Annotated in this window: 16 protein-coding genes; 6 read left to right on the top strand and 10 right to left on the bottom strand. The window is 61.3% G+C overall.

All coding sequences use genetic code 11. The features are described from left to right. The first annotated feature begins 64 nt into the window (after positions 1-64). Genes dbpB through queC form a run of 4 tightly spaced genes read left to right on the top strand, consistent with a single transcriptional unit; the run spans position 65 to position 2,805 of the window. Positions 65-1,075 carry a DGQHR domain-containing protein DpdB gene (gene dbpB, locus N2604_RS03055; RefSeq protein ID WP_260373728.1) on the top strand — a complete coding sequence of 337 codons (1,011 nt, stop codon included), beginning with the start codon at positions 65-67 and terminating at the stop codon, positions 1,073-1,075. Positions 1,076-1,079: 4 nt separating this feature from the next. Beyond that, positions 1,080-1,712 (top strand): 7-carboxy-7-deazaguanine synthase, encoded by a 633-nt coding sequence (gene queE, locus N2604_RS03050; RefSeq protein WP_260373727.1) that lies wholly within the window; start codon positions 1,080-1,082, stop codon positions 1,710-1,712. Next, positions 1,709-2,083, top strand: a complete 375-nt coding sequence (locus N2604_RS03045) for a 6-carboxytetrahydropterin synthase (protein ID WP_311739826.1) — start codon at positions 1,709-1,711, stop codon at positions 2,081-2,083. The genes queE and N2604_RS03045 overlap by 4 nt, the downstream gene beginning before the upstream one ends. Then, complete coding sequence (gene queC, locus N2604_RS03040; protein ID WP_260373726.1) at positions 2,083-2,805, top strand: 7-cyano-7-deazaguanine synthase QueC; 723 nt, start codon at positions 2,083-2,085, stop codon at positions 2,803-2,805. Before N2604_RS03045 ends, queC begins: the two co-directional genes overlap by 1 nt. A gap of 671 nt (positions 2,806-3,476) precedes the next feature. On the opposite strand, the gene dpdD is transcribed toward queC, so the two are convergent. From dpdD to N2604_RS02990, 10 genes are all read right to left on the bottom strand, one after another. Beyond that, a complete protein-coding gene (gene dpdD, locus N2604_RS03035) occupies positions 3,477-5,609 on the bottom strand; it encodes a protein DpdD (protein ID WP_260373725.1) in 2,133 nt (710 codons plus the stop codon). After that, entirely contained in the window at positions 5,606-6,133 is a 528-nt protein-coding gene (gene dpdK / locus N2604_RS03030; RefSeq protein WP_260373724.1) for a phospholipase D-like domain-containing protein DpdK, read from the bottom strand. Before dpdK ends, dpdD begins: the two co-directional genes overlap by 4 nt. Further along, on the bottom strand, positions 6,133-10,683 hold the full coding sequence (dpdJ, locus tag N2604_RS03025) for a protein DpdJ (protein WP_260373723.1): 4,551 nt from the start codon (positions 10,681-10,683) through the stop codon (positions 6,133-6,135). The genes dpdK and dpdJ overlap by 1 nt, the downstream gene beginning before the upstream one ends. Before the next feature lie 9 nt (positions 10,684-10,692). Beyond that, the gene (locus N2604_RS03020; protein ID WP_260373722.1) at positions 10,693-11,406 is read right to left on the bottom strand and encodes a hypothetical protein; all 714 of its coding nucleotides are present in this window, start codon (positions 11,404-11,406) and stop codon (positions 10,693-10,695) included. Further along, a complete protein-coding gene (locus N2604_RS03015; RefSeq protein WP_260373721.1) occupies positions 11,396-11,842 on the bottom strand; it encodes a hypothetical protein in 447 nt (148 codons plus the stop codon). Before N2604_RS03015 ends, N2604_RS03020 begins: the two co-directional genes overlap by 11 nt. A gap of 14 nt (positions 11,843-11,856) precedes the next feature. Continuing rightward, entirely contained in the window at positions 11,857-14,442 is a 2,586-nt protein-coding gene (gene dpdH / locus N2604_RS03010) for a protein DpdH (protein WP_260373720.1), read from the bottom strand. Then, positions 14,439-15,338: a protein DpdG gene (gene dpdG / locus N2604_RS03005; protein ID WP_260373719.1), complete on the bottom strand. Its 900-nt coding sequence runs from the start codon at positions 15,336-15,338 to the stop codon at positions 14,439-14,441. Before dpdG ends, dpdH begins: the two co-directional genes overlap by 4 nt. Beyond that, positions 15,335-17,833 carry a protein DpdF gene (gene dpdF / locus N2604_RS03000; protein WP_260373718.1) on the bottom strand — a complete coding sequence of 833 codons (2,499 nt, stop codon included), beginning with the start codon at positions 17,831-17,833 and terminating at the stop codon, positions 15,335-15,337. Before dpdF ends, dpdG begins: the two co-directional genes overlap by 4 nt. Next, entirely contained in the window at positions 17,820-20,912 is a 3,093-nt protein-coding gene (gene dpdE, locus N2604_RS02995; RefSeq protein WP_260373717.1) for a protein DpdE, read from the bottom strand. The genes dpdF and dpdE overlap by 14 nt, the downstream gene beginning before the upstream one ends. 718 nt (positions 20,913-21,630) lie before the next feature. Next, positions 21,631-22,050 carry a 6-carboxytetrahydropterin synthase gene (locus N2604_RS02990; protein WP_260373716.1) on the bottom strand — a complete coding sequence of 140 codons (420 nt, stop codon included), beginning with the start codon at positions 22,048-22,050 and terminating at the stop codon, positions 21,631-21,633. Positions 22,051-22,635: 585 nt separating this feature from the next. Here N2604_RS02990 and N2604_RS02985 point away from each other — a divergent pair. Together N2604_RS02985 and N2604_RS02980 are read left to right on the top strand one after the other, a co-directional pair. Next, positions 22,636-23,832 (top strand): phage integrase central domain-containing protein, encoded by a 1,197-nt coding sequence (locus N2604_RS02985; protein ID WP_260373715.1) that lies wholly within the window; start codon positions 22,636-22,638, stop codon positions 23,830-23,832. A gap of 129 nt (positions 23,833-23,961) precedes the next feature. Next, positions 23,962-24,192: a helix-turn-helix domain-containing protein gene (locus N2604_RS02980; RefSeq protein WP_260373714.1), complete on the top strand. Its 231-nt coding sequence runs from the start codon at positions 23,962-23,964 to the stop codon at positions 24,190-24,192. Position 24,193 lies beyond the last annotated feature (1 nt).

Genomic DNA, 24,193 nt, shown 5'->3' with positions numbered 1-24,193 from the left:
GAGATATCTCCACTTCGATGCCCTCGCGCCGATCCAGAGCCCGAGCTTCAAAGTCTTCACCTTCGTGGCGCGAGCCGACGAAATATCTAAGATCGCGCGCATCGAGCGCGCGGGCCGGGACGAAGGTGGCGCTCTGCAAGGCTTCCAGCGTCCCCAGATCGCGGGCCACATCCGCGAGATCCGAGACTATCTCGAGAAGCCGAGCGCCATTCTTCCCAATCCGATCGTCGTCGCGTTCATGCGAAACGCGAAGCTTAAAGGCGGATCCTCTGGCGACCGGCGCCGCGAACTGGTTGTTGACACCGCCGACGGTCCGCCCGGCTGGATTGTCGACGGCCAGCAGCGCTTCACCGCACTCTCCGAGCTCCGCGGCCGCGACTTCGAAGTTCTGGTGTCCGGCTTCCTTTGCGAAACGGAAGAGGAGCTCCAGAAGCAGTTCATACTCGTCAACAACACCCGGCCCCTGCCGAAGGCGCTGGTCTACGAACTTCTTCCGAAGGTCGGCGATCTGCCACCGCGCATGTCCGGCCGTTCGCAGGCCGCTCTCGTGGCGGAAGCGCTGAACTACCGAGCCGGCTCGTCGCTCAAAGGCATGATCAAACAGCAAACCAATCCAAAGGGGGCGATCCGGGACACTGTCCTTCAACGCGTGATCATGAATTCTCTGAGTGACGGCGCGCTACGGCTTTACGCCAGCGAAGACCAGATGCTGCTGAAGCATGGCGTCTCTATGATGAGCGAATTCTACCATGCCGTGCAGCACGTTTTCGCGGACGACTGGATCGGCAAGACGCCCAAGACTTCGCGCCTGGTTCACGGTACGGGCATCATCGCGCTGGGCTACGTGATGGACTACCTGAACGGCGCAACGGGTGCCGAATCGCGCGACGAATTCGCCCGCGGTCTGAAGCTGCTGAAGGGCAAGACCGCGTGGAGTTCGGGCGAATGGGACTTCGGCAGCGAGCGCCGCAGATGGAACGGTTTGCAGAACGTGCCGGCTGACGTGCGGCAACTTACCCTGTATCTCACGCAGGTGCTGAAGCGGCGCCTCGCGGGTTCGGTCAGGGCGGCGTGACGACGTGAGGTACGCCGTCAAGGAGATGTTCTATTCTCTCCAGGGCGAGGGACGCCATGCGGGACGGCCAGCGGTCTTCTGCCGGTTCGCGGGCTGCAACCTGTGGAGCGGACGCGAAGCCGATCGCGCGACCGCCGCATGCAACTTCTGCGACACGGACTTCGTTGGGACAGACGGCCTGGGCGGCGGTCGCTTCGATGGTGCTGCGGCGCTGGCCAGTGCGGTCCAGAGCATGTGGGCTGGCCTCGGAGGTAAACGCTTCGTGGTCCTTACGGGCGGAGAGCCCCTTCTCCAGGTCGACGACCGACTCGTGTCCGCTCTGCACGACGCCGATTTCGAGATCGCGATCGAGACCAACGGCACTCTTTCGGTCGAGTTGCCCATCGATTGGATCACCGTGAGTCCGAAGGGCACGACGAATCTCGCTCAGCAGTCCGGCAACGAACTCAAACTCGTCTTTCCGCAGAAGAACGTCGATCCTGCATCTTTCGAAGACCTCGCCTTCGAACATTTCCTGCTGCAACCCATGGACAATGCCGACCGAGATTCGAACATGGCGGACGCGATCGCCTACTGCCTCCGGCGTCCGAAATGGAAGCTCTCGCTACAGACGCACAAATACATGAGCATCAGATGATCTACGAACTCAGCAAGGAATTCCGTTTCGACGCCGCGCACACTCTAAGCCGCAAGGTCGACGTAGAGCCAAGCCTGCGGATACATGGACATTCCTATCGCGCCGAAGTAGTTCTGCGCGGGCAGCCGGACCCTTCAACGGGAATGCTAATGGATCTCGGGCTTTTCGAGCGAAGTCTCGAGGAAGCACGGGATGGGCTGGATCACCGTTTCCTCGACGAGATCAACGACCTCGGCCCCGCGACCATGGAGAACCTAGCGGCCTGGATATGGCGCAAGGTAAAACCCGAATGTCCGAATCTTTGGCGCGTCACGGTCCGCCGCGACAGCGACGCCGGCGCCTGCAGCGTGTTCGAGCGGGAGGCCGCTTGATGCCAGACAACACAGCATTGGTGCTTTTTTCCGGAGGACAGGATTCAGCGACCTGCCTTGCGTGGGCTCTCAACCGCTTTGACCACGTCGAAACGATCGGCTTCGACTACCGCCAACGTCATCGCGCCGAACTGGACGCCAGGCGCGACTTCCGCCAAGGCCTAGAAGCGGCGTTTCCTGCCTGGGCAGCGAAGCTGGGACCCGACCGAGTGCTGGACCTTTCCGTTCTCGGAGAGATCAGCGAGACCGCGCTGACGCGCGACGTCGAGATCGTCGCCGAGGCATCGGGACTGCCGAACACCTTCGTGCCCGGCCGCAACATCATGTTTCTCACGCTGGCCGCGGCCGTCGCTTACCGGCGCGGCCTCAAACACATCGTGACCGGGGTGTGCGAGACCGACTACTCGGGATACCCCGATTGCCGCGACGACACGGTCAAGGCGCTACAAGTCGCTCTCAACCTCGGCATGGAAAGCCGCTTCGTCCTCGAAACGCCGCTGATGTGGATCGACAAGGCGCAGACCTGGAGCCTCGCGGAAAAGCTGGGCGGCCAAACGCTGACCGACTTGATACGCGATAGGACATTGACCTGCTACCAAGGGGACACTTCGACGAAGAACGAATGGGGACGTGGTTGCGGCACTTGTCCGGCGTGCCAGCTCCGCGAAAACGGCCACACGAAATTCAAGGCAGAGCGCGCTCGGTCGCCGGCCGTCGCTTGATGGCCCACATGGAATTCCGAAAGAACTCTCTCGGACGACCTCGGGAGTGGACTGTTCCTTGTCAATCGACCTGCAACATTGTCTTTCGGCTTCGAACGTTGCCCTTTCGGGGTCCAAGGTTGACCCATATGCGAGGAGATTTTCGATAGTTGTTCAAGCGCTTAAGTGATGTAGAAAGGGGGCAACCTTGGCCGGCAAGGGGGCAAAGGGCGAACTTATTCAAAGCCAAACCCAAACAAGTACAATAGACATACAGCCGATTGAGTAGAGCTATGGGACTAAATTGGAAGTCCGTAACGTCTGTTCACGTGAGCGAAGCTTGCGAAGTTTATTTGAATTCGGGAGAGTCCAAACCGAAAGTACGAGGCTTGGTCATTAGGTACAAGGAACGACTGTTGCCCGCAAAGGCGATTCTTCGGATCGCGTATTGTCTCGCAAACGACATGCCCCCCGAAAAAGAATTGAAGTTCTCAAGCAGCGAAGGCAGTCTTCGGTTGTTGCGATCGCTAGGATTCCAGACTGAACGACTGCAGGCGATTCAACCCGTGGAAAAGGATTGACGGTCGTCGTGCCTACAAGGCGTAGAATCGATCCGTGCCGTCTCAAGAACGAAATCCAAGTAGTGGCCGGCGTCAAAATCCATACGTCAGCTTGTGTGGTACAATAGCTGCCTACGTCTTCGATAGAAATTCGTCGATGCAACGCAGGATGCTCGTGAAGCCGTGTCCCTGGGCGTACAACAAAGGACGTTTGCCTCGGTGAGATCGTATGAAATCCGTGGCGGCGTGCTTTGCCGAGAGCGCCACGATTACAAAGATGTCGGCGTTCTCCGCCATCGCCTTCAGCTCTCTGCTGCCACCATGATCGGCCGAGCAGTCGACCACGGCCGACGGCAACGTCTTTTCCAGTACCACCTTTGCTTGTCTGCTCACGGCTTCGGTCAGCGTATAAATGGCGATCCGCAGACCGGAGGGAACGACGCGCGCGCTGTCCGGGGAAGTCGTCGAGACGATCGCATCTACGGTTTCAGTCGACCAACCGAGGGCACCGGCCAATTCAGCCAAGGAGGCCCGCTGCAACGCGTTTAACCTACTTCGCAGGGGCTCGATCCTCGCCAGCCCCGAATGCCAGAAGGACAAGCGCGCTTCGGCGTCCGGAGCGGGAAAGCGTAGCGTCTCCTCGACGATGTCGAGTAGCCAATAGACCGATTCGGCACCAAGGCCGGATCCCATCAGTTCGGACACGTCACCTAGGAGATCCTTGTATACGTCCGTCGCCAGGCCGACGGACAGCAGCGCCTTGGTGAGAAGTCCGGTGGACTCGTAGATGGGCCTGCCGCGGCGGCTGCCGATGGCGAACATCGTCAAAAGCATCGAATAGATAGGCTGGAAGGACGCCCGGGGAAAGTCCGGGTCGCGTTGGAGCCATGCCACCATCAGCGGCAGCGCGTCTATCGCGCGGTCGCCCGCGATCGTGCCTTCTTCCACTTTCGCGAGGGCCGCTCGCAATCTGGCGACGTTCGCCGGATCGGCTTCAGCGTCGCCGATGCTCCATTCGTCCTTTCCACGGCGCGCGATCGCGAGAGCTTCTCCGAAGCCGGGTTCGTGGACACGCTCTAGCCATTCGATCCAGTTGGCCGGCAGCGCGGACGGCACGCCTTGGGGAGCCAATTCCCGGAGGACGGACTTGAACGGCTCCGCGCCCCGGAGCGCATCCAATTGGTCGGGGGGAAGAGCTCTCAGCGTGGTCCACAACGCATTGATCTGCTCCAGAGGAGAAAGGCCGTCGGTTTTCGCCAGCGCGATCCGGGCGTCGTCAAGTGCGTTCGGCGACGGGACCGGCGACGGGACTTCCCCTTCCGCGGATCCCAGATGCGCCGCGAGCCAGCCGATCGCCTCCGAGCGCGATCGCAGACGCTTCGAGATGTCGCTCCGGTCGCCGTCAATGATCGCCTCGATCGCGGAGATGCGCAGGGCCGCGTCGCCGATTACGGCCCGGGGAGGGAGCACGATCAACGATTGTGCCATCGGTCGGCATTCTCGTTCGTAGGCGCTCAGGAGCGTGTCGAGATCCTCCGCATCGAACGCGCTTGCGAGCTTCACCCGATAGAGCGCCTCCATGATGGCATTCGTGACGGACGGAGGTCGACGTGCGTTGCAGAGATCCTTCAGACCACGCATCGCGACGATTGCCTGCCAGTCTTCGAAAGCAGCGAACAATTGGACTTCCAGGAAGCGGATGTTGAGCGCATCCAGTCGCAACTCGTCTTCGAGTCGCCTGACGACGGACCATGCCGCTTCCCGTCGTCCGACGTTGATTTGGTCCTGGAAGTCCGCGAGCAGCCAACTGGTCGGCTCGGAGGGCTTGCCGTCCATCGCGGGTGCACGCGACCATACGGTGACGAGCCGAACCAGAGCCCTCAAACCTTGGGCACGGATCGTGTCGTCAGACGGCAGATCCAGGATGCCGACGGTGCTCGGATCGGCTTCCGCGAGAACCTTCTCGATCGCATCCGTTCCGGAAAGCGTCGCCGGCAGACCATTGAAAGAGGTGAGCGTGGGACCGGCGAAGCAAAGCAGAAGCGGCCGGAGTTGCCGCCATTGCCGATCGTCGCTCGCCAAAGCATACACGCGGACTCCGCCGGCCGGCGTCGCGATCGGAACCAGGCCGCCCGGAAAGCCCGGATCGGTAGCGGAGGCCGTGAGCCTGTCGAAAAGCTGCCGCCAATCCTCCCGAACCGCGCCGGCGAGGTTCGCGATCTTCGACAATACTGCGGCGGACCGCTGAGTGGTGTCGCAGATCATCGCACCAGGCCTTCCCATTGGCTCTCGAGTTGCAGCGATTGCTCGGCGACCGTGGCCGGGTCGCATCGGAGCACCAGATGCTCGCCGTTCACGGTGATTCCGCTCACCGTGAGATTCATCGATCCGCTCAGGAAATAATCGGATCCGAGCAGTCCCTTGGCGTGATAGTCCTTCTGCACGATCCACTTTATCTTGTCGCCGTGCCGGCTCTTCAGATCCTTCAGTTTGGCGATGAAGTAATTGTTGTACCCGTGTTCGCGGATGATCAGTCTCAACTCCACGTTCCGGACGAGCAACGCTTCGAGCACTTTCGAAAGTCTTATCTGCGCGGCGGGCCAGTCGGGTTCAAGCGCCGAGAATTGTCGCGCCGAATTGTCCAGCAGTTCGATGTCGGTGATCCAAGCGAAGAATAGCCAGAGCTTGGCGCTCGGGTGGACGAGTTCGGCGGCGAACAGGCCCTGCAGAAGATCGCGCACTGCGCGCGATTGTGCCGGCCCGTGCAAGTCCCGGGAGGATGAAGCCATTATACCTGCTCCCGAAGCACGAGGGTCGCCGACACCTTACCCTCGAGACGTTCGACGCGGTCCACGGCGGGGAAGAACTGCAAGAAGCCTACGTCCACCGGCGACACCAGAAGCATGACGAGCGCCGCCCTAAAGTCCGCGCTCCGCGAGCTGTCGGCCACGAGCTTCACCGTGCCGAATCTTTCGAGCGCGTCCTCTAGCCCGGCATTCCAGTCGTCTTCCGCGAGATCGACTTCCGTCACCGCGACCGACATCAGCAGCGACCGCACGAGCGCGGGGTCGGTGGTCTTCGTGCCTTTGTAGGGATTGTACGACCGGAGCGAGCGCAAGCGAACCTCCCCTGCTCGCGGCCATAGCAAGTTCGTAACCGCGGCGATGATTGACACGCGCGCGGCCCCTTGACCGGGCAGGCGCGCGAGGAACGCCTTGACTTCGGCCGCGATCGCCGGGTCCTTCGCACAAACGTAGCTGAATTCGCGAAGCCCGAGGGCGATACCCGTTCGCGCCTCCGTCCTGTCCCAGTGTTCGAGCAGCCGCGCAAGGAGTTCATCGAGCGCCGGACCTCCGCCCGCTCTCAGCAGTCGACTCGTCAACGACACGGTCAGCGCATGACCGAGATCGGTCATGCCGCGACGGACGAGAGTTCCCGAAAAATCGCGCCACTGTCTTTCGAATTCCCGATGCCCTTCGGCCGCGCGCAGTCGTGCGAGTCGCTCGATTACGTCCCTGTCCCGACCAGCGAGCGCGATCACCCTTCTCAAGCCGTCGTCGACGAGTTCGAGATCCGTGGCCGCGAGGGACGCTTCGAGCGCGTTGAAGAAGATCCGCGGTTCGGCCGAGAAGCGATCAGCAAAGGCCTGGACCACGCCGGCACCACCGAGCGTGGACTCGGTAACCCAGATCCTCCAGGTTCCCGTGTCTTTGTCTTCCTGGACGTCTACTAGCAAATCGTCGACCGCCGCGTGCCGAGGAGCCGAAGCCATGCAGGCCTGCAAGAGCGCCTCAGCAAGCGTATGCGCGATCGTGTCCCTCAGCCACCTGCCGTAGCCGTCGTCCGACCTATCGTCGAATCGCGCCGCCAAAGCGCGCAGACGGTCGCGGACTTCGCGGCGAGCGAGTTGGTCCGAGAGACCGCGTTGTAGCCGGCTGCTTCCGTGTCCCGCAGCGCGCCCCGTCCCATCGTCTTCTGCCGCATCGTCGTCGGGGTCGTCTTGGTCAGTCGCATCGTCGGAGGGATCGGCTTGCGGCGGCGCGGCACCGAACAACTCCGACATCGCATCGTGCATGAGCGCCTGAAGCCGATCCTCGGCCAGAAGGTCGACGGCGGTTTCGGACAGGCTTCGACCGGTTACCGCGGATTCCGCACAGAGCGCAGAAAGCAGGATCTGGAAGAGCCAATCGCGCTGGAATTCGTTGAGATCGTGCGGGAGAAGGGCGTCGGCTCGGAACGAGTCCCTAAGAAACGCCAGCCATGTGTTCGCGGCGAGGAGACCCGGCAACGTCGTCCGTAGGAGTTCGTCGATGCTCGGCAGCGACAACTCCATGAAAAATCCGTCGACTTCGAGTTCGTATCCGAGAGCCGCCGGGCCTCGTTCGTCGCGGAAGCGCGTAACGATCTGGAATTCGTCGTCGCGGGTGCGGATGTTAGCGTGCGACAGAGACGCGAAGCGGCGCACCGTGATGCTCGATCGGAATCGATGTAGGTGGAACGAGACCGTCCTGACGTAGGTCAACCACGCGGATCGCGATGGCACGGGGACGACGAGGGGATCTCCGTTTGTCGACAGTTCACTCTGCCAGACGAGTTGAGCGTTGCTCGTCGGCATGATGTTCTTCGGCGTCGCCTGCATCCGCACGGACCATGGCCGGTAGACGCGCACTTCTTCTTCCGCCGTAAGGTCGTTGCAGTTGGCCTTAAAGGAGCCGATATACTCGTGTTCTTCGGCGAAATCCGAGACGAGCATCTCCTGGCCCGGGAGCGTGGGGTCGACCGGTACCCAATGGGACAGGCCGGCTCGTTCGAACGCGAACCTGCGGGTGACCCTGCCGGGTGCAAGTTGCTTCAGAGCCTGCAGGATCGGCATGGTCTCCGTTCTCTCGTCCAGACGAGCGGACGCTGCGGGAAGAGAGATACGGACTTCGGGAAGGCTGAGGTCACTGAATAGGTTGCGAGGAATGAAATCTGGCAACGGATGATAGTCGGTCTGGAAGTCGCGCCGCTCCGTGCCTTCGGGAAAGGCGAGCTTCCAATCCCTGAAGAGCCTGCGCACGATTGTGGGTATCGCTTCGAGAAGCAGCGATCGGGGCGCGCGCCAGAGCACATCATCCAGCGCTGCTTCGTCGAGCTTCAACGCTCCTCCGATGAAGGATCGAAGGTCCGCGACCGTGCCGGGTTTCGCCTGGGAGAGGTCGATCAGAAGATCGCGCACGTCGTCCAAAACCTGCGCGGTCGACGCATTTGCCGTCTGCAGGGGCCGGCTGAGGAGATCCCAGATCCAGGCCCTTTGTGGCCCGGCGGTCTTGGAGGCCAACCAGTCCATGAGGCAATACACGGCCTGCATCTTGAGGACGTAGTGGTTGCCGATCGGCAGATGCTGGACTTCGAGTGAGGGGTCGAACAGGTGTTCGTACGCCTGATACAGCGCGCGGTCGCGGCCATAGTCCGACAGCACCGTTATGGTGATCGGTCGCATCGAGACCCGGCGTCCCGCGCGACCTTTGCGCTGGAGGAACGACGCCATCGCCCGCGGCGCCTTATGCTGGATGACGGCGCCGACGTCGGGATCGTTGTAGCCCACTTCGAGGGTCGACGTCGCGACGATGACATTGGAACGAGTGTCTACTCCCGCGTCCTGCGAGGTCGTCCGACCGACCACGAGACGTCGATCCAACTGATGTCCGATTTCTTCGCACATCCGCCAGCGTTGACCCTCAAAGTCGCGCAGCGCCGCGTCGGCGCCCCCGGCGCGCAGGTTGGCTAACGGCAACCTGTTGGGAGTTGGTCGGCCCCAGATATCGTAAGCTTCCGAATCTCGGATGTCGTCGAACAACCTGTTCGTCACGTCCAGATCGTCTGTGAAGAGGAACGTGCGCGCTCCGAAAAGCCCCTGCGACACGGGACGCTGGGGCGGATCGAGCGTACGGCCGACCAGCATCGAGGTCTGGATCGTGGTCGACAGAAGCGATGCGCGCGAGGCCGGATCCCCGCGAAGCATCAATTGATACTCTGCTCCCTGCTCTTCCATCTCGTCGGATGACGGCGTTATTTCGACAACATCATCGGCGTTCGCGCCCGTTAGATCCGCGAAGAAACGCGGCGCTTCCGACAAGGTCGCCGAGAGGCCTGCCCACATGACGGGGGCGCCGAGCAGGTGACGCCATCGACGCAGCGTCAATGCGACCTGTGCTCCGCTCGTGCCTTCGTACGTGTGGACTTCGTCGAGTAAAGCCAGGAAAGGCTTCTTTGCAGGCGGGACGCCGATGCCGAAGACCGACCTAGTCCAATGATCGGACATACGTTGATTCAGGATCTCGGTGGTCGTGAACAATATATCCGGCGGGCGTCTCTGGATGCTCTCGCGTGTCAGCGCAATTCGGGTCGACGGGACTTGACCCGAACATCCGGCGTTCGCGCAATGCAACTCCTCCCGAGACGCCTCGATGTCCCTCGATTTCCAAAGGAGTTCGCCTTCGCATGCCGGGCATCGAAGCCAAGGACACACGAAGTCCGAACCTCTGCGCGTCCACTCCCTCTCCTCGACACTGCGAATATCCGGGCGCTGCGGCGTCGCCCCGAAGAAGGCGCCCAGTCGGACCGGCCTTACGTTCTTCGCTTCGAGCAGACCGTCGAGGGAGCGGGCTATCCGATAGGCCTCCCCGAACTGATCCTTCAGAAGTTCGATGCGCGGATAGACTGCAAGGACTTTGACCCAGTAGTCGGGTCCTATGGCCTCGCCGACGCGCACGAGCGCGGGAAGATAAAACGCGAGCGTTTTGCCGCTGCCAGTGCCGGCCGTGATGATAGTCCCACCGTCGGAGGGGTCGGCGACCAGTCGTGCCGCCGACCGCTCCTGGAACGAGGCCAGCAAGAGGCCGGGTTTCGCCGACGTGAGTGCCCGCCAGACTTCGCGCCTGGTTTGCGAGCGCCCGAGCGTCGAAGCATTTCCCGCAAGAATGTCCTCCGGATCGCGATCGCGAATGGGAAAGCGTCTCGGCCGACGGTCGATCCTGAAATCTGCCACCAGTCTAGGTGCGCTCTGCCACGGCTTCCGGTCGAACAGTTGCCTCAAGGAAGCCAACAGCCGCGTCATCTCGGCGAACCTCGAACGATATCGCTCGTTCGCGCCGGCCGCCCTGAATTCGAAGATCAGCTTCGCGTCGAGCAGTTCTTCGAGGACGTCCTCGGCGTTCGCGCCTGCGCAGGATCGCTCGGCCAGGTCGAGAACCTCGTCCTCCGATAGGGATCCATCCGCGAAGCCCCATTCGAGAGACATCATCTCGATCTTTTCGATCTCGTCGAGAAGGCGTTGTGCGGCATCGGAAACTGGCATGAAGTCGACCTATCGCAACTTGATGCGGAAGAGGTGGATGAGACCCCGCTCGCCGAGCCAAGCTGCGACGCTCGGCGTGAACGATCCGAGAGTGGCCCCGTCGAGCCCGCAGGCGCGCAGGAAGGCGGTCACGTCGTCGGGAATGCCTCCCTCAGTCAACATCTCCCAGATTTCCCGGTGTTCCGCAGCGATCCGCTTGATCTCTTCTGTCACGTTCGCGGGATCCGCAGGCACGGTTTCCGCCAAATGCGAAACGCGCTTCTGTAATGACCGGATCCTGGCCACGGTCGACTGATAATCGGGAATCGCGGCGAGAGCGGACAGTATTTCTTCCGGAGCATGCTCGCTGTTTTCGGCGACGTGACGTCGCCACGCGGCGAGAGAAACGCTTTGCGCCGCCGTCGCGACGCTCAAGAGACGATCGATGAATTGATACTTGAGATCGATGGCGGGATTCACGAGATTGTTCGGATCGGCGCGCAGCGCAGTCAGAAGATCGGCCGTGCGCTTTCCGAGTTCGTCACGCTCCTTGGGCATGAATGAGACGATGATTCCAGCCTTGCGGATCTTCGCCAGAGTCTCGGCCGATTCGGCAAGTTTCTCCGCGACCGGCGAGAGCTGCTCGGCCCGTGTCTGCAACGCCTTGGCTTCGCCAGCGGAGCGTTTCATCTTCGCGAACTGACCTACGTCCGCGACGAGTTTGGTGGTTCGCTCAAGCAGCACGGACAGGCTCCTCATCAGGCGGAGTGAGGTCGGAAAGACTGGTTGCTATGGCGATCAGTGACGCCTCGGCAGACGAAATGCTATCCTCGACCTTGTCGTTTTCCGCGCGGAACTGCGCGACGAAGGATTGGAGATTCGTCTCGACGCTTTGCAGGAAAGCTTCCGCCGTTCTTTTGAGGTCTCGGCCCGCGGTCACGGCCGCACGTCTTCCGCGTCCGAGATGAGGTAGGCATTCGGTACCGTCGACCTCGGCCAACGAGCGGGCGGCTGCGATCGCGTCCTCGAACTGGACGCCGGCGAAGTTATCTATGGCGTTGGAGAACGCGCCCGCATTTCCGCCGCCCGCTAGACCGTTGTCGCTCGCGACGTCCTTCAGGGCACGCACCGCCGTCAAGATGCTCGCTCTTGTCTGCGATCCGCCGAACGCCTCGTCCATCTCCTTGAGCCAGGTTAAACGTAGGTGCGTTCGGCGAGCACCGCCGCCTCGATCGACGACTTGACGACCGAGTAGAGCTTGCTCAACTCCGCGTAGTCGCCCCTCTCGTCGGCCGGCGGATCCTGCAAAGGCAACCATTTCTGGACGCGCAGTGTGCGGACGGCCGATGCGGCGGTGCGCGGGTCAATCATCGGGCCAACCCGACCTCCTTTCATGAGTGAAATCTGCGCACGGACGATATCGACGAGCTTGTCGCGTTTGCTCAAAAGCCGATCGTGCAACGATCGCAGTTCCGGCGCCTCGCAGGGGCTATCGGGCCATTGTCCAAGCGCAGCGTCGAGGATCTCACTCGTTGAGGAGTCGGGTTTGATCTTTCCCCCGACGGCGGCACCCAGGCAAAGTAGCTCGAGCGCCGCGCGCGGAGCATCCCAGTTGTCCCGGGGACCCGTGATGTCTCGCAGTTGCCTTTCGACGTCGCGTGACCAATCTTCCTGGCAGTCCAGGAAGGCTGCAAGCATTTCCGGCCCTTGATCGAAGTCCCATTTGAACTGCTGCCTGCCTGCGCGCACGAGTCCTATGAGCGCGAGACCCGCCTTGTCAGGATCGATGCTGCCCGGGACCATAAGCCTCACGCGGACGGCACCGGATCTTGACGATGTTGCGCCCGTGGTCGCGCGGTCGAAATTGACGCTTATGCGCTGAAAATGCCTTGAATTCCCGAGGAAGGTGCTTCGCTCGAGCCCGAGCATGTCCCAATCTATCGTCTCGGAAACCGCAGAGAAGATCGCTTCGCGGAGCGTCTGCGCCACTCTCTGATCCAGACTTCCGCCGCGCAGCCATTCGTTGATGGCCGCTTCCTCGAGATCGATCTTGGGCGATGCAGGCTCGCCAGACGACGGCAATGCGGGAGGCGGATCCTTGATCGCAAGTCCGTCGGGTATTTGCGGGATGTCGAATATCTTCCGGAGACCAGCCGGAAGATCCACGAGCCGGCCCGATCCGTCGTAGAATTCAAGAGACGGGATCACTCGGTCGGCAAACTCGGCTCCGATGTTCTTGAGCCGGCCGCGATCGTTGACCTTGAGCTCCTCCATGCCGAGCTTTTCGACGAATTGCATCGACGGAAAATGTCCGGTCCTGATGGCCGTCTCGTTTACGTCCAGCACTTCCGCAAGGACCTCGTTCTGCAGAATGCGGGGATTCATTGTTTCGGGCTTGGATCGATGGACCTGACCAGAGGCATTCTGCAAGGCCGTCCGCGTGAACGGGTAGAGCCCGTATCCCTCGACCTCGCCGAACACCGGATGGCATTCGGGCCGGTAGGCGCAGGTCGAGCACCTGCTCGGTGGACTGTCGCCAGGCGCGGCGGCGGCGCTCCAGTCCACGATCTTCTTCGTGCCGAGCCGTACGGCGTTGAGGTATCGCGCCGCGAATTCGCTCAAGGCATCCGACTGCGATCCTTCATCGTCCCGCTTTCTCGACGTCGAACGGTCCATGTCAATGATGTGCGTCGTCCGCATGTAGGCGGTTTCCGCGACGCTCTCGAAAAAACCCGTGGTCACCGCGATCGCAGATCGCATCCTGCAGTAGCTTCCGTCTCCCTGGTTCGTGATCGCCTGCAGAAGAGCGCGATCGATGCCCTGTAGCCGTGCGAATTCCTCGACCAAGAGCACGAGTTCGCGGCCCTGTTTCTTCAGATGCGTGCGAAGGCGACCCATAAGTTCCTCGACCCGGTCTCCCGAGAAACTCAACGTTCGCGACGTCGCCTTTGCCAAATTGCGGTTGATGATGCGGAGAGCCATCGGGTGGGTGACGCCCGAGTCGAGATCGATCACCTTCAGCGCGTCCCTTGCATTCTTCGATGCATTGACGAAGTCCATGCCTCCGAAAGGCATATCTTCGATCTTGAACGCGTGCCGCTTGTCGGGACGATTGCTGGCGGTGGACGGAGCGAAAATGTGATCGACGATCTCCGCGACGATACCATCCTGCTTCAGGAAATGAGCTTGCCTCATATAAGGATCTTGGAAGATGTCCGGCAGGTGCCTGATGAGCGCATCCTCAAATTCAGCGTTGCCGTCCTTCTCCGAAACGACATCTTCCCGGATGGTGTGGGCGATGTCGTTCAGCAATTGTTGCTTCTGTCCGTCCGGCGTCGCCGTTCCGTCGCCGGCGCGGTTCAAGGTGTCCCGGAACCCCTGCTGCTCGTCCTGGGGAAGACGATCTATGATCATCTCGACGATCGCCCTGAGACTCGTGCCGGACTTGCGGACGACCAGCACCATGCGTCCTTCGTCGTCCTTCATGTTGAGGCGCATCCAGTGGATCAGATGCGACTTGCCGGAACCGGTTTCTCCCAGCACGACGGCGAGGATGTGTGGCCGGTCGTGCCGGAGGAATTCGTCGAGAAACGCGGGCGGCGTCATGTCCGCGTAGGCCGGCGACGCGACGAGTTCCTGAAATGAAGTCCCGACCGGCGGGCTCACCTTCAGAGTCCAATCCGTATGCACCGCGCGGAAGAGCGAATCCGGCATGTGCTCGGCGAACGGATTGATGATGCGGCGGACCTCGGAAGGATCCCAGCAGACGACATTTTTCATTTTGCCGCCCCTAGGCGAACGTGGCTGACCCTCCGCTCGGAAGTTCCGAGAGGCATGATGGCCGAAGAGGCGTCGGCGCGAGCGATGAGCGATATCCGACCCTTCGTATGCAGCCTCTGCAGAGCGAGGCTTGTCGCGACGGAGAGGCGCCTTTCGCTCGGCGACTCCGGGACTGCGCTCGACCAATCCTCCACCTCGCGCCGGACGTCGCCACCTTCGAAGACCGGATAGATGCGCGCCAATCCGGCCATCATCGCATCGATAGGCAGTTCTTCGTCTTCCCCAAACACGTCAGTTAGGACGTCCCGTATTGCGTGCATCGGGTCCGGAACGACCCACTTCGACTCCTTGCTGCCGGTCATCGTGGCGAAACCCAAAAAGCGCGCCCAGTAGACGAAGTTTTGCCAAGTGTTGAGGTTCGTCAATTCGGTCCGATGCGCATGTTCGCCCAGATCCTTCGCGATCTCCGACTGAGGGGGAGCACCGAACTCCATCGGCACGAGTGGATTTTGTCTCAAGAACCAAGCGAGCGCCGTCATGAATCCACGTTGCTTGGCTTCCTCGGCGCGCTCCGGATCGAACAGGACTCTGATCAGATGTGACTTCAGGCGAGCCTCTGGATCGCGCTTCGTACCCTTGCTTCGCGCCTCCTCGCTCACTTTTATCCGCTCTTCGTCCTCTTCGAAGATGCCCAGCAGCTTCGCCTCACGGATAGTCGAACTGAAGAGCGTCGTTGTTCCTTCGCCCTCTTCGCTTGCCCCGCGGCCATGAATGCTAGGCGGAGTCGCCAGGCTCTCGAAACGCTGCTTCCGGTCGCCCGTCGGACTGGCGAGCAGGGAAGCGTAGAGCGCGAGAACTCTATTAGGAACGGCGGGTGCAGTCGTGATGATGCTCATTCGGCTACCTTTGCGCTGAAGTAGTCGAGCCCCACGACCCGTCCGCCGAAGACGTCGGCTAGACGGCGACCGTCGAACGACGTCTGTCGTTCCGGGGCAACGAAGATACGTGGGAAATCCCGGTTCGCGATCAAGTTCACTTCGTGCAGGCGCGATCCGGGGGCGACGAGTACTATTTCAGGTCCCCGGGGGAGTCTCGAGTACACCAGACTCTCGAGGCGAGTTACGAAGAACGGTGTCCTCTCCGCAAACTTTAGAACGCGGTCCAGATCGAAGAGCGAGGATCCCAGCACCAGGAGTTTGACGAGACCGATCGCGGAAAGCTTTTCAATCGAATCCGCCAGATGCCGGTTAACCTTTCTTCCTACGGCGTCCGGATCGTAGGTTACGAGCAATCTGCCGTCTCCGCCCAGAAGGCGAACGAGATCTGGATGCATCGGAGCCGAGTGCCACGGCGACCGCGGTTCGCCGACACGAATCGTACGATGACGAAGATCCGGATCGCGCCGACAGTTCGGGCATCGGCTACACTCGATCCCTATCCTGTCTTCTCCATAAAGCTTCGCAAGGACCGTTGCGGGACAATCGTCGCCGGAAAGGAAGACCTCCATCAACCGGAGGTTCCTGTCCTTGGCCTCCATGCTGGCCGCCCGGACCGGCTGCACTAACTCGTCCCAGATCGCCCTCTCTAGATGTCCTTCCTCGAGGATTTGGACCTCGAGCCAGTCTCCTTCGTCTGCCGGACGATGAGCGGGACTTCCTCTCATGTTCAGGATGCGAGCGCGGGACATCAGCGCGAGCGTTCGCAGATTCCAGTCGGTGTTTCGATCGCCGAACATGTCGATGTCTTCCGGGCTGGTGCCAGGCCGTCCGTCGACCCGAACAGCGTATCGCCCGCCCGGCAAAGCCACCTTGTTCTCGAACATCGAAGTCCAGCGTTCCAGACCACGGGGAATTCCTATGATGCTCTCCCGATTGATATGCTGTGCGCTGAGCAGATCGCTGTGTGCAGGAATGATCAACGAGAGTGAGGCACAGCCGTCCCGACCGCCCCTCCCTACCTCCTGGTAGAAGCGATCGAGAGTTTCGGGGACGCAGGCGTGGACAACGGTTCGTGCGTGGGCATAGTCGATGCCGAGACCAAATGCTGACGTTCCGACGACGATATCCAAGGCGCCTTTCCGCCACTGATCCACGATCCTTTCGCGATCGTCCCGCCGCGTCTGTCCATGCAGCTTCGCGATCCGTCCGAAACCCGCTTCCCGCAAGCGGGCGTACCAGGCGTCCGCATCCTTCACTTCCGTGACGTAGAGGACGGCCGGACGCGGTACGTGGTGCATCGCTTCGAGCACCCGCTCCACGCGTTCCTCAACCTCTGTTCTCCGGGCGATCCAGTAGTCAGGCTCCGGGCGGAGTTGGACTGCGGCGAAGCTGACGAAATTCTCGTCGCCTCCGAAGAACAGTTTGAGCGTCTCGAGCGAACTTTCGGTCAGCGTCGCGGATAACAGTATCGTCCGCATCCTGTGTTCGGCTGCCATCACGGACATAAGTTCGCGCCGCACACCGCTCAACTCCTGGAACTCGGTACGGAAGCCGGTACCCCACTGGTCGACGAGGTGCGCTTCGTCGATCACCATGGCACGGAGGTAACCACCTTCGGCCGCCTTCTTGAGCGACGATCTGAGTGCTCCGCATGCCGCTTCGGGCGACGCGAAACACAGACCTTGCGTTCCGTCGGCGATCCGCTGGGCGATCTGAGCGTTGCGCGCGTCGTCGCCCCCCTGATACGCCAGAGGCGGCACTAGGTTGCAGATCTCGACGGCCTCGATCTCGTGATTCACGCCAAGAGCGACCGTAGGCACTATCACCAGCGTGACACTCTTCCCTTCGACCGGCCTGGAGCCGACGAATCCGACCGTGTGCGCGAGTTGGAAAACGAGGCTCTTTCCTTCCCCGGTGGGAAGCGCCACGACGATCGTGCCGCCGGGCGGCGTGGATAGCGCGCTGCGGACGGCAGCACGTTGACCGAGACTCCTGTAGGCTTCTCTTCCGACGGAGTTGAGCAACGGATCACCGTCGACCGGTTCGCCATCGAAGAAGCGACAGCGGCTCTCCGAGGAGGCACGGCCGTCTACTCCCTCCAGTCCACTCGTCTCCAACCATGCCGGCGACCAAGGAACTGCGCGAACGAAGACCCCATTGGCGTCGGCGCGTGCGTCGATTCCGACCCGCTGCCACCGATCGAATCCGACAAGCCGCAGATGCCTGAGAACGACTGTCGGCGAAATCGCATGCTCCCGACGGGCAAACTCGTGAACGAGCGCCTGCCTCAACAGAACCGCGAGGTCCAGCGGACTTGCGGTCTGCGGCTCCTCGGTGAGCGCGATGCGCAACCTTTCGATGGACTGCGATTTCGCCGACCAACCGGCACGCATCTCGCCCGCGAGCAGAGCTTCGAGCGCCGCGAAGGCGGCGTGCCCTTCAAGTGCGGCCATTTCGCGCCTCCCTCGGCCGATCGCGGGAGACAACGAAACAACCGATAGCGTCGACGCGCATCGCCGGCGCCTTCACGCTCGTAACGACGAGTTCGGCCGCGTCGAGATCCGCGATCGCCGAGATATCTCCATCGGCGGATCGCCGATGGTAGGCGGCTCTTCGCCGCCTGAGTTCGGCGGTCGCGGCTTCGCCGGCCGCATCGATCTTGCGGATGAAATCCGGATCGCCGCTCACTGTGGAATAGGCGGCATCCCGGACGGCGCGACAGCAATGCTCGAACGAAGCGGCGTCGATCACGGTGGCGAGGAGTGCGGGCCTGCTCCCGAGATTGATGTCGCCCGCTTCGGAATCGTAGCGTGGGGACATGATCTCGATGGCCCTGCGGTCGGTCACGAGCGACGCGCCGCTGTCCAGAAAGAGCGTGGCGGTGAAGGGCGTGAGGTAGCGCTGCGCTCTTCGGAAGAGCGCTCGCTCCGAGGCCGTTGGATTCGAAAGGTCCGCCATTTCGATGGCCGGTTCGACGGCGAGAGTGACCTTGAAGCCGAGCCATGGGTCCTCGTCCCAATCCGGATCGATCCGCCACGTCGCGAATGCGGTTCCTCGGTCGTCCCACCTGGTATAGCGGTCGACGGCGTCCATGATGGGCGTTCCCGGACGAAGGAGCGTGATGTCGGGACGCGAGGAAGCGATGCGCCTTCGCCAGGTCATGGCTTTCGGACGATCGAGTCCGAACGCGGCGAGCCACGGCGTCTGAGGAACGAGGGTCTGAGTGTCCGCCGCCAGGTCGAAGGGATCGGGATTGGGACGCGCGTGTGGGCGCCTCGACATCTGCAGCACGCCGAGCAGCCAGGCCTGCATACCGTCCTCGAGAACCTTCTCCCTTTCTTCGGCCTCTTCCAGCGCTTCGATGAACTCTTCTATCGGCTGCTCCGCGAGCGCCAACCGATCCAACGCGAACTGCTCGTCTTGTGATCGCCGTTCGTCCTCGATCCGGGCGCGGACCGTCCTGGCGAGATCGGACGATCCGGCGGGCCCGTTCGAGAACAGCGAGACGAGGACGTCGCGCTCAATTTCTTCGAGCAGGAACTGGACGTCGCTGATGGATCGATGGAAGATTCGGAGTCCGTCCGCCAGAACGTCCTGCCATTCCGACCAGGGACTGCCGTCGTCGTCGGACGGGACTAGGATGCGGTGCCTGATCAAGGAATGGCGGCGTCCGAATCGATCCAATCGGCCGATACGCTGCTCCATCCTTGCCGCGGAAAACGGAAGATCCAGATGGACGATGGCATCAGCGAAATTCAGGTTCAGCCCCTCTTCGCCGCCGCGATCCAGAACGAGCACCGCCGCCCGTCGCGAAGCCTGGAAGCGCGAAACCTGATCAACGGCGGATGCCGAGCGGGCCGACAGCAGGCAATCCACTTCGTCGGAGCGTTCGGCCAGCAGTCGGTGGAAACGGACGGCCGCCTTGGTCGAGGATGAAAATGCGACGATCTTGGGATGCGAGGTCGTCGACGAGAGCGTCTTGATGAGTCGTCTGGTACTCTCCACCGAGATCGACATCCGCGCCGTCTCGTCGTCGTCTCGCTCGGCGATGGATAGGGCCGCGTCAAGAATTTCTCTCTCTCCCTCGAACATCGGATCGAGTGCGGCGATCGTGTTCCGGAACCAGACGAGATCCACACCGAGAGCTTCGATCATGTTCCGATAGCGCATCGCAAGCTCGGCGATCCGAACGCGATCGGACGGGTCGACGGCATCGAGAGCCGTAAGCCGCCATTCCTCGATCGAAGCCTGGAGTTCGGAGATCCGATCGTCGGGATCCGCTTCCACGCGCACGTGCGACAGATCCGACGAATCTTCCGACTGCGGGCCGCGAGGCATGAACTCCCAGCCTTTCGCGTCGGCTCGACGAGATCTGATCAGTCGCTGGTGGATCCGATAGCTTTCCGCTATGTGCCCTCTCAGTTGCTCGCACAACTCGGCCGAAAGCCGCTCGTGCGTACGGGTGGCTTCGATCAATCGCGGCGCAAGATCCGCCACGACGGAATCATCGGGGAATAGTCGTTGCGCCTCCGAAGCCCGCTGCCTGATCACCATTGCTGGACTCGCCGGATCCAGTCCTAGCAGAAGCCGACCGAATTCGCGACGTTTCGCGAGCTTGGTCTCGAATCCGGCCAGATCGTCGATGGGATGACTGACGGGATCCAGTAAGTTCAGCAGAGCCAGGAAGCGTGCCGGGTCGCCGAGCGCCGGCGTCGCCGACAGAAGCAGCAGCACCTCGCATTCGGGCGAAAGCGCCTCAAGGCGTGCCGCGCTCGCCGCGAGCGGTCCCTCCTTCACACCAACCAAATGATGGGCCTCGTCAACGACTAGAACTTCGGGCGACGGCTGGACGGAAGACAGGTCCTCGTGCGCGAGCAGTTCGATCGCCCCTTCGAACTGGTCGAGCCGCATTTTGTTCGACAGCTCCGACCGCCATTGTTCCAACAGCCGGGAGGGGACGACGATCGTTACCTTCGTCGAAGGCTCGTCGATGAGGCGTTGCCTGACCACCAGGCCGGCCTCGATAGTCTTGCCGAGTCCGACCTCATCAGCCAGGAGATAGCGCTGGATCGGGTCGGTCAGGATGCGGCGCACCGCTGCGATCTGGTGCGGGACAAATTCCACGCTGGCGGACGACAGCGCCGAGAGACCTTGCGAGGCTCCGCGCAGCTTCGTCAGCACCTCGACAGCGGCATGGCGTCTGTCGTGGAGGAATTGGCTTTCCGCGCCGCCGGCAGCGAGAACTTCAGCAGGATCGTCCGGCGCGTTCCAAGGGCGCACATGGAGCTCGACTTCCGAGAGGTCCGCGATGCTTCCGTTGGGAAACCGGACTTCGTAGTCGATCAGTCCGTCGTCGCGTCGGAAGTACCGCGTCACCCTACCCAAGCGGAAGGCCTCGTTCGTCCGGACGTAGACTCGGGTCTGACGACTGAGAAAGCCGCGCTTGAGCTGAACGAGCGGGACGGTAAGCCGCTCGGACCGGGTGATGGATCGAAAGACGGAGACGATGCAGTGTCCGCCTGATTCAGACACAAGCTTACCGATCCCACTGCGCCCCGGTAGTTCGACAAGCATTCCCCGAAAAAGCATCAGTCCACCCTCGGTGTAGTTGAGGGTCGCGACCGCTGCCTACCGCATCTGGGCAATGGTACTTGAAATCGCGTGCCGTGCCGGTCCGCACCTGGGGACGCGCAGGCCACGGGGTCCGCGTCGACCCCAGTACAGGAAACCGTTTGCACCCCTTCTGCCCCGCCCCCGCCGTCGAGCTGTCGCCTTAGCGGCGACGCTCGCAACTTTAATTAGAAACTTCAACCAGATATATCAGATGCCTGAAGGATCCGTCGATTGATAAGCGACTGCAACTCCCCAGAAATTTGATGATACTTAAGTCGACCCGATGGCCCTTTCGCCAGCCGCTATTCCCGGCAGATTAGCACGGTGAAATCCTACCCCCGGCGCGCAATCGCTTATCCGGACGCCAACAGGTCGCCGTGGCGCTCTCATCTGGAGACTGAATGATCGCAAACCCGCCTTTTCGGCACAGTGCGGGCCGGCGCTTCAAATTGAGCCGCCAGAGTGCTCGATCCTATGCCGCTGGAAGTAATCGAACCGGACGGTTTTCCATCCGACGGAATCGCTCGAGAGCCACGGACACGACACACGGTCGAATCTCGCCCCCCTGAAGAAGAGGACAAGTGCAGATCGATTGACCTCCCCACAACCGTGCGCGAATTGAGGGACTGACCCAAAGTCAATCGGCTCTAACCTCCGCCCAACAATCGTCGTTCTCGTAAATCCGCACACTCTCGCAATCAGGAATACGCTCAAAGAACCATCCGGCGATGATCTCGGCGGTCGGATTCTCTAGCCCCTCAACATCGTTAAGAAGTCGATGATCGACGAGTTTCAGCAGCGGCCCTACCCCGGCATCCATCTCAGCGAAGTCCTTCACGAAACCCCTGCCGTCTAGCCTCCCGCGAATCACCACCTCCATGCGGTAGTTGTGACCGTGCAGATTCTTGCACTTGTGACCATCGGGTAGATTGGGAAGGTGATGAGCGGATTCAAACCTATAGGTGCGCCCAATCCGCGTTGTGAGGACTACATCATTGCCGTCCTTCCGCGCGCGCCTCTCCGAAACGAGTTGCTGGGAAGAAAAGAGCTTGTTCATGGTATACTCATAGGCTTGCCCGTCGGAAGACTCGCTATCCAGACATACGCTGAAAGGATGCTCTGTTGGTTGTCCTGTGGCAGCGCGTCCCAAGTTCGCCGACGATGGTCACTCGTTGGAGAGCGTCCACGAGAGCGCCGAGCTCGGCCAGACACCCACAAGCCAACACTGAGTCGCGCATCCTCACCGAGGTTACCTTTCCAGCGTCGTAGCCTCGAAGCCTTTCGAGCGCGCGACCCTCGCGATCCACAAGTTTCTCCTGCCGATCTAGGCACTGCTGTACGAGACGCATCAGCTCCGTAGCGCCCGTGGATGCATGGCGAACAATATCTCATGCGCTCAGCAAGCATCCGCTACGCTCGCCGTCGGGTGGATACGGCGGCCGACCAGGCGATCAATGTCTACGGCTACCGTTCGACGACGGCGTCGCTCCCACCAAAACCCGAACGCCGCACCTCTGAAGGCAGAAGCCTTGTCACGCAGGCGGGTCTCGTCAGTGCTGTCGCGCCCGCCCTCGCAACATTACCGGCCGTCGACTGAAGCTCTCTCACTATATGGGCTCGGATATGACGCGGAAGTTTTGGAATGGCTCGCATTCGGGTGCTCACCGCACTCAAGATCAAACAGAATCTCAAACCCGGAATGTATGCCGATGGGCTTGGCCTTTACCTGAAGGTCCGCGCCGGCAACTCCAAGAGCTGGATTTTCCGGTATCGCACCGGCGGCAAGCTGCGGGATATGGGCCTTGGTCCATTTCATACCGTTTCACTCGCCGAGGCCCGCGAAAAGGCCGAGGCCTGCCGGGTGATGCGCCTCAAAGGCCTCGACCCGTTGGCGGAGCGCCTTAAGGAGCGGCAAGCCAAGACGATCGAAGCGGCTGAGGCCATCACCTTCGAAAAGTGTGCCGAGACCTATATCGCCACCCACAAGGACGGCTGGAAGAACAGCAAGCATGCCGACCAGTGGACGACAACGCTCCAGACGTATGTCTATCCCATCTTCAAGGACCGACCAGTCGCCGCCATTGATGACGATCTGGTTCTGAAAGTCTTGCAGCCGATCTGGAAGGAAAAGACCGAGACAGCCTCCCGCGTCCGAGGCCGGATCGAGCGCATTCTCGATTGGGCTCGCGTCAAGAAATACCGCACGGGCGACAACCCGGCGCGCTGGAAGGGTCATCTCGATCATCTTCTGGCAAAGCGCTCACGAGTGGCGAGCATCAACCATCATGCCGCCCTGCCGATCGACGCGACGCCCGACTTCATCCAGATTCTTCGTCGGGAGAAAACCGTCGTCGCTCGCGCCTTCGAATTCTGCATTCTCAACGCTACGCGTACCGGAGAAACGCTGGGCATGCAGTGGAGCGAGTATGACGAAAAGGCTCAGCTCTGGACGGTGCCCGGCGCCCGCATGAAGGCGGGACGTGATCACCGCATCCCACTCGCTAAACGATCTCAACTCATTCTTGCCGAGATGCAGGAAATCCGCACGAGCAATTTTGTGTTTCCTGGCGGTGTCAAGGAACGCCCGCTCAGCTCCATGGCTTTCCTGATGCTATTGCGACGCCTGGAACGCCACGACATCACGGCCCACGGGTTTCGTTCGACCTTTCGCGACTGGGCAGCTGAACGCACCGACTTCCCGAGCGAAGTAGTTGAAATGGCGCTCGCCCACACCATTAGCAATAAGGTCGAAGCTGCTTACCGACGCGGCGACCTGTTCGACAAGCGTCGCCAGCTTGCCGAGGCATGGGCCGCATTTTGCGCCGAGACAACTCTCTAGACCCCGATCAGCCGTGTCGAAACGCTATGGCTTCGAGGTGTCAAGACAGTGCGCGCGCGGCCGCTGGCGTACGCATCGCATCTATATCCCTTCGGAAGACGAGATCTTCCAAACAGCTAGGAGAATTAGATGTCGCAACAACTCGAAAAACCCAAGGGAGCAATGTCGGTCAATGACTTTGCTGTCTGGGCTGGTATTGGACGCACAACTGCATGGAAGGAAATCCGCGAGGGTCATCTTCGTGCGGTGAAGGTCAGCACCCGAACAATCATTCGCTTCTCGGACGCCGAGAGCTGGCTTGCCACACGCCCCCAACTCGAATGCCGCAGTCACCCATCTAAGCGGTTCTTGGAGTCGTGAC

The organism is Bradyrhizobium sp. CB1015 (genome assembly GCF_025200925.1).
In the GTDB taxonomy this organism is placed as follows: domain Bacteria; phylum Pseudomonadota; class Alphaproteobacteria; order Rhizobiales; family Xanthobacteraceae; genus Bradyrhizobium.
The sequence above is the reverse complement of the archived record's forward strand: the minus strand, read 5'-3'. Positions and strand labels throughout refer to the sequence as shown.

What these genes read in the sequence shown, in the direction of transcription:
- N2604_RS03045 (WP_311739826.1), top strand. Translation starts at nt 1,709, where the DNA reads ATGATCTACGAACTCAGCAAGGAATTCCGTTTCGACGCCGCGCACACT.
- queC (WP_260373726.1), top strand. Translation starts at nt 2,083, where the DNA reads ATGCCAGACAACACAGCATTGGTGCTTTTTTCCGGAGGACAGGATTCA.
- dpdD (WP_260373725.1), bottom strand. Translation starts at nt 5,609, where the DNA reads ATGATCTGCGACACCACTCAGCGGTCCGCCGCAGTATTGTCGAAGATC.
- dpdK (WP_260373724.1), bottom strand. Translation starts at nt 6,133, where the DNA reads ATGGCTTCATCCTCCCGGGACTTGCACGGGCCGGCACAATCGCGCGCA.
- dpdJ (WP_260373723.1), bottom strand. Translation starts at nt 10,683, where the DNA reads ATGCCAGTTTCCGATGCCGCACAACGCCTTCTCGACGAGATCGAAAAG.
- N2604_RS03015 (WP_260373721.1), bottom strand. Translation starts at nt 11,842, where the DNA reads ATGGACGAGGCGTTCGGCGGATCGCAGACAAGAGCGAGCATCTTGACG.
- dpdH (WP_260373720.1), bottom strand. Translation starts at nt 14,442, where the DNA reads ATGAAAAATGTCGTCTGCTGGGATCCTTCCGAGGTCCGCCGCATCATC.
- dpdG (WP_260373719.1), bottom strand. Translation starts at nt 15,338, where the DNA reads ATGAGCATCATCACGACTGCACCCGCCGTTCCTAATAGAGTTCTCGCG.
- dpdF (WP_260373718.1), bottom strand. Translation starts at nt 17,833, where the DNA reads ATGGCCGCACTTGAAGGGCACGCCGCCTTCGCGGCGCTCGAAGCTCTG.
- N2604_RS02990 (WP_260373716.1), bottom strand. Translation starts at nt 22,050, where the DNA reads ATGAACAAGCTCTTTTCTTCCCAGCAACTCGTTTCGGAGAGGCGCGCG.
- N2604_RS02985 (WP_260373715.1), top strand. Translation starts at nt 22,636, where the DNA reads ATGGCTCGCATTCGGGTGCTCACCGCACTCAAGATCAAACAGAATCTC.
- N2604_RS02980 (WP_260373714.1), top strand. Translation starts at nt 23,962, where the DNA reads ATGTCGCAACAACTCGAAAAACCCAAGGGAGCAATGTCGGTCAATGAC.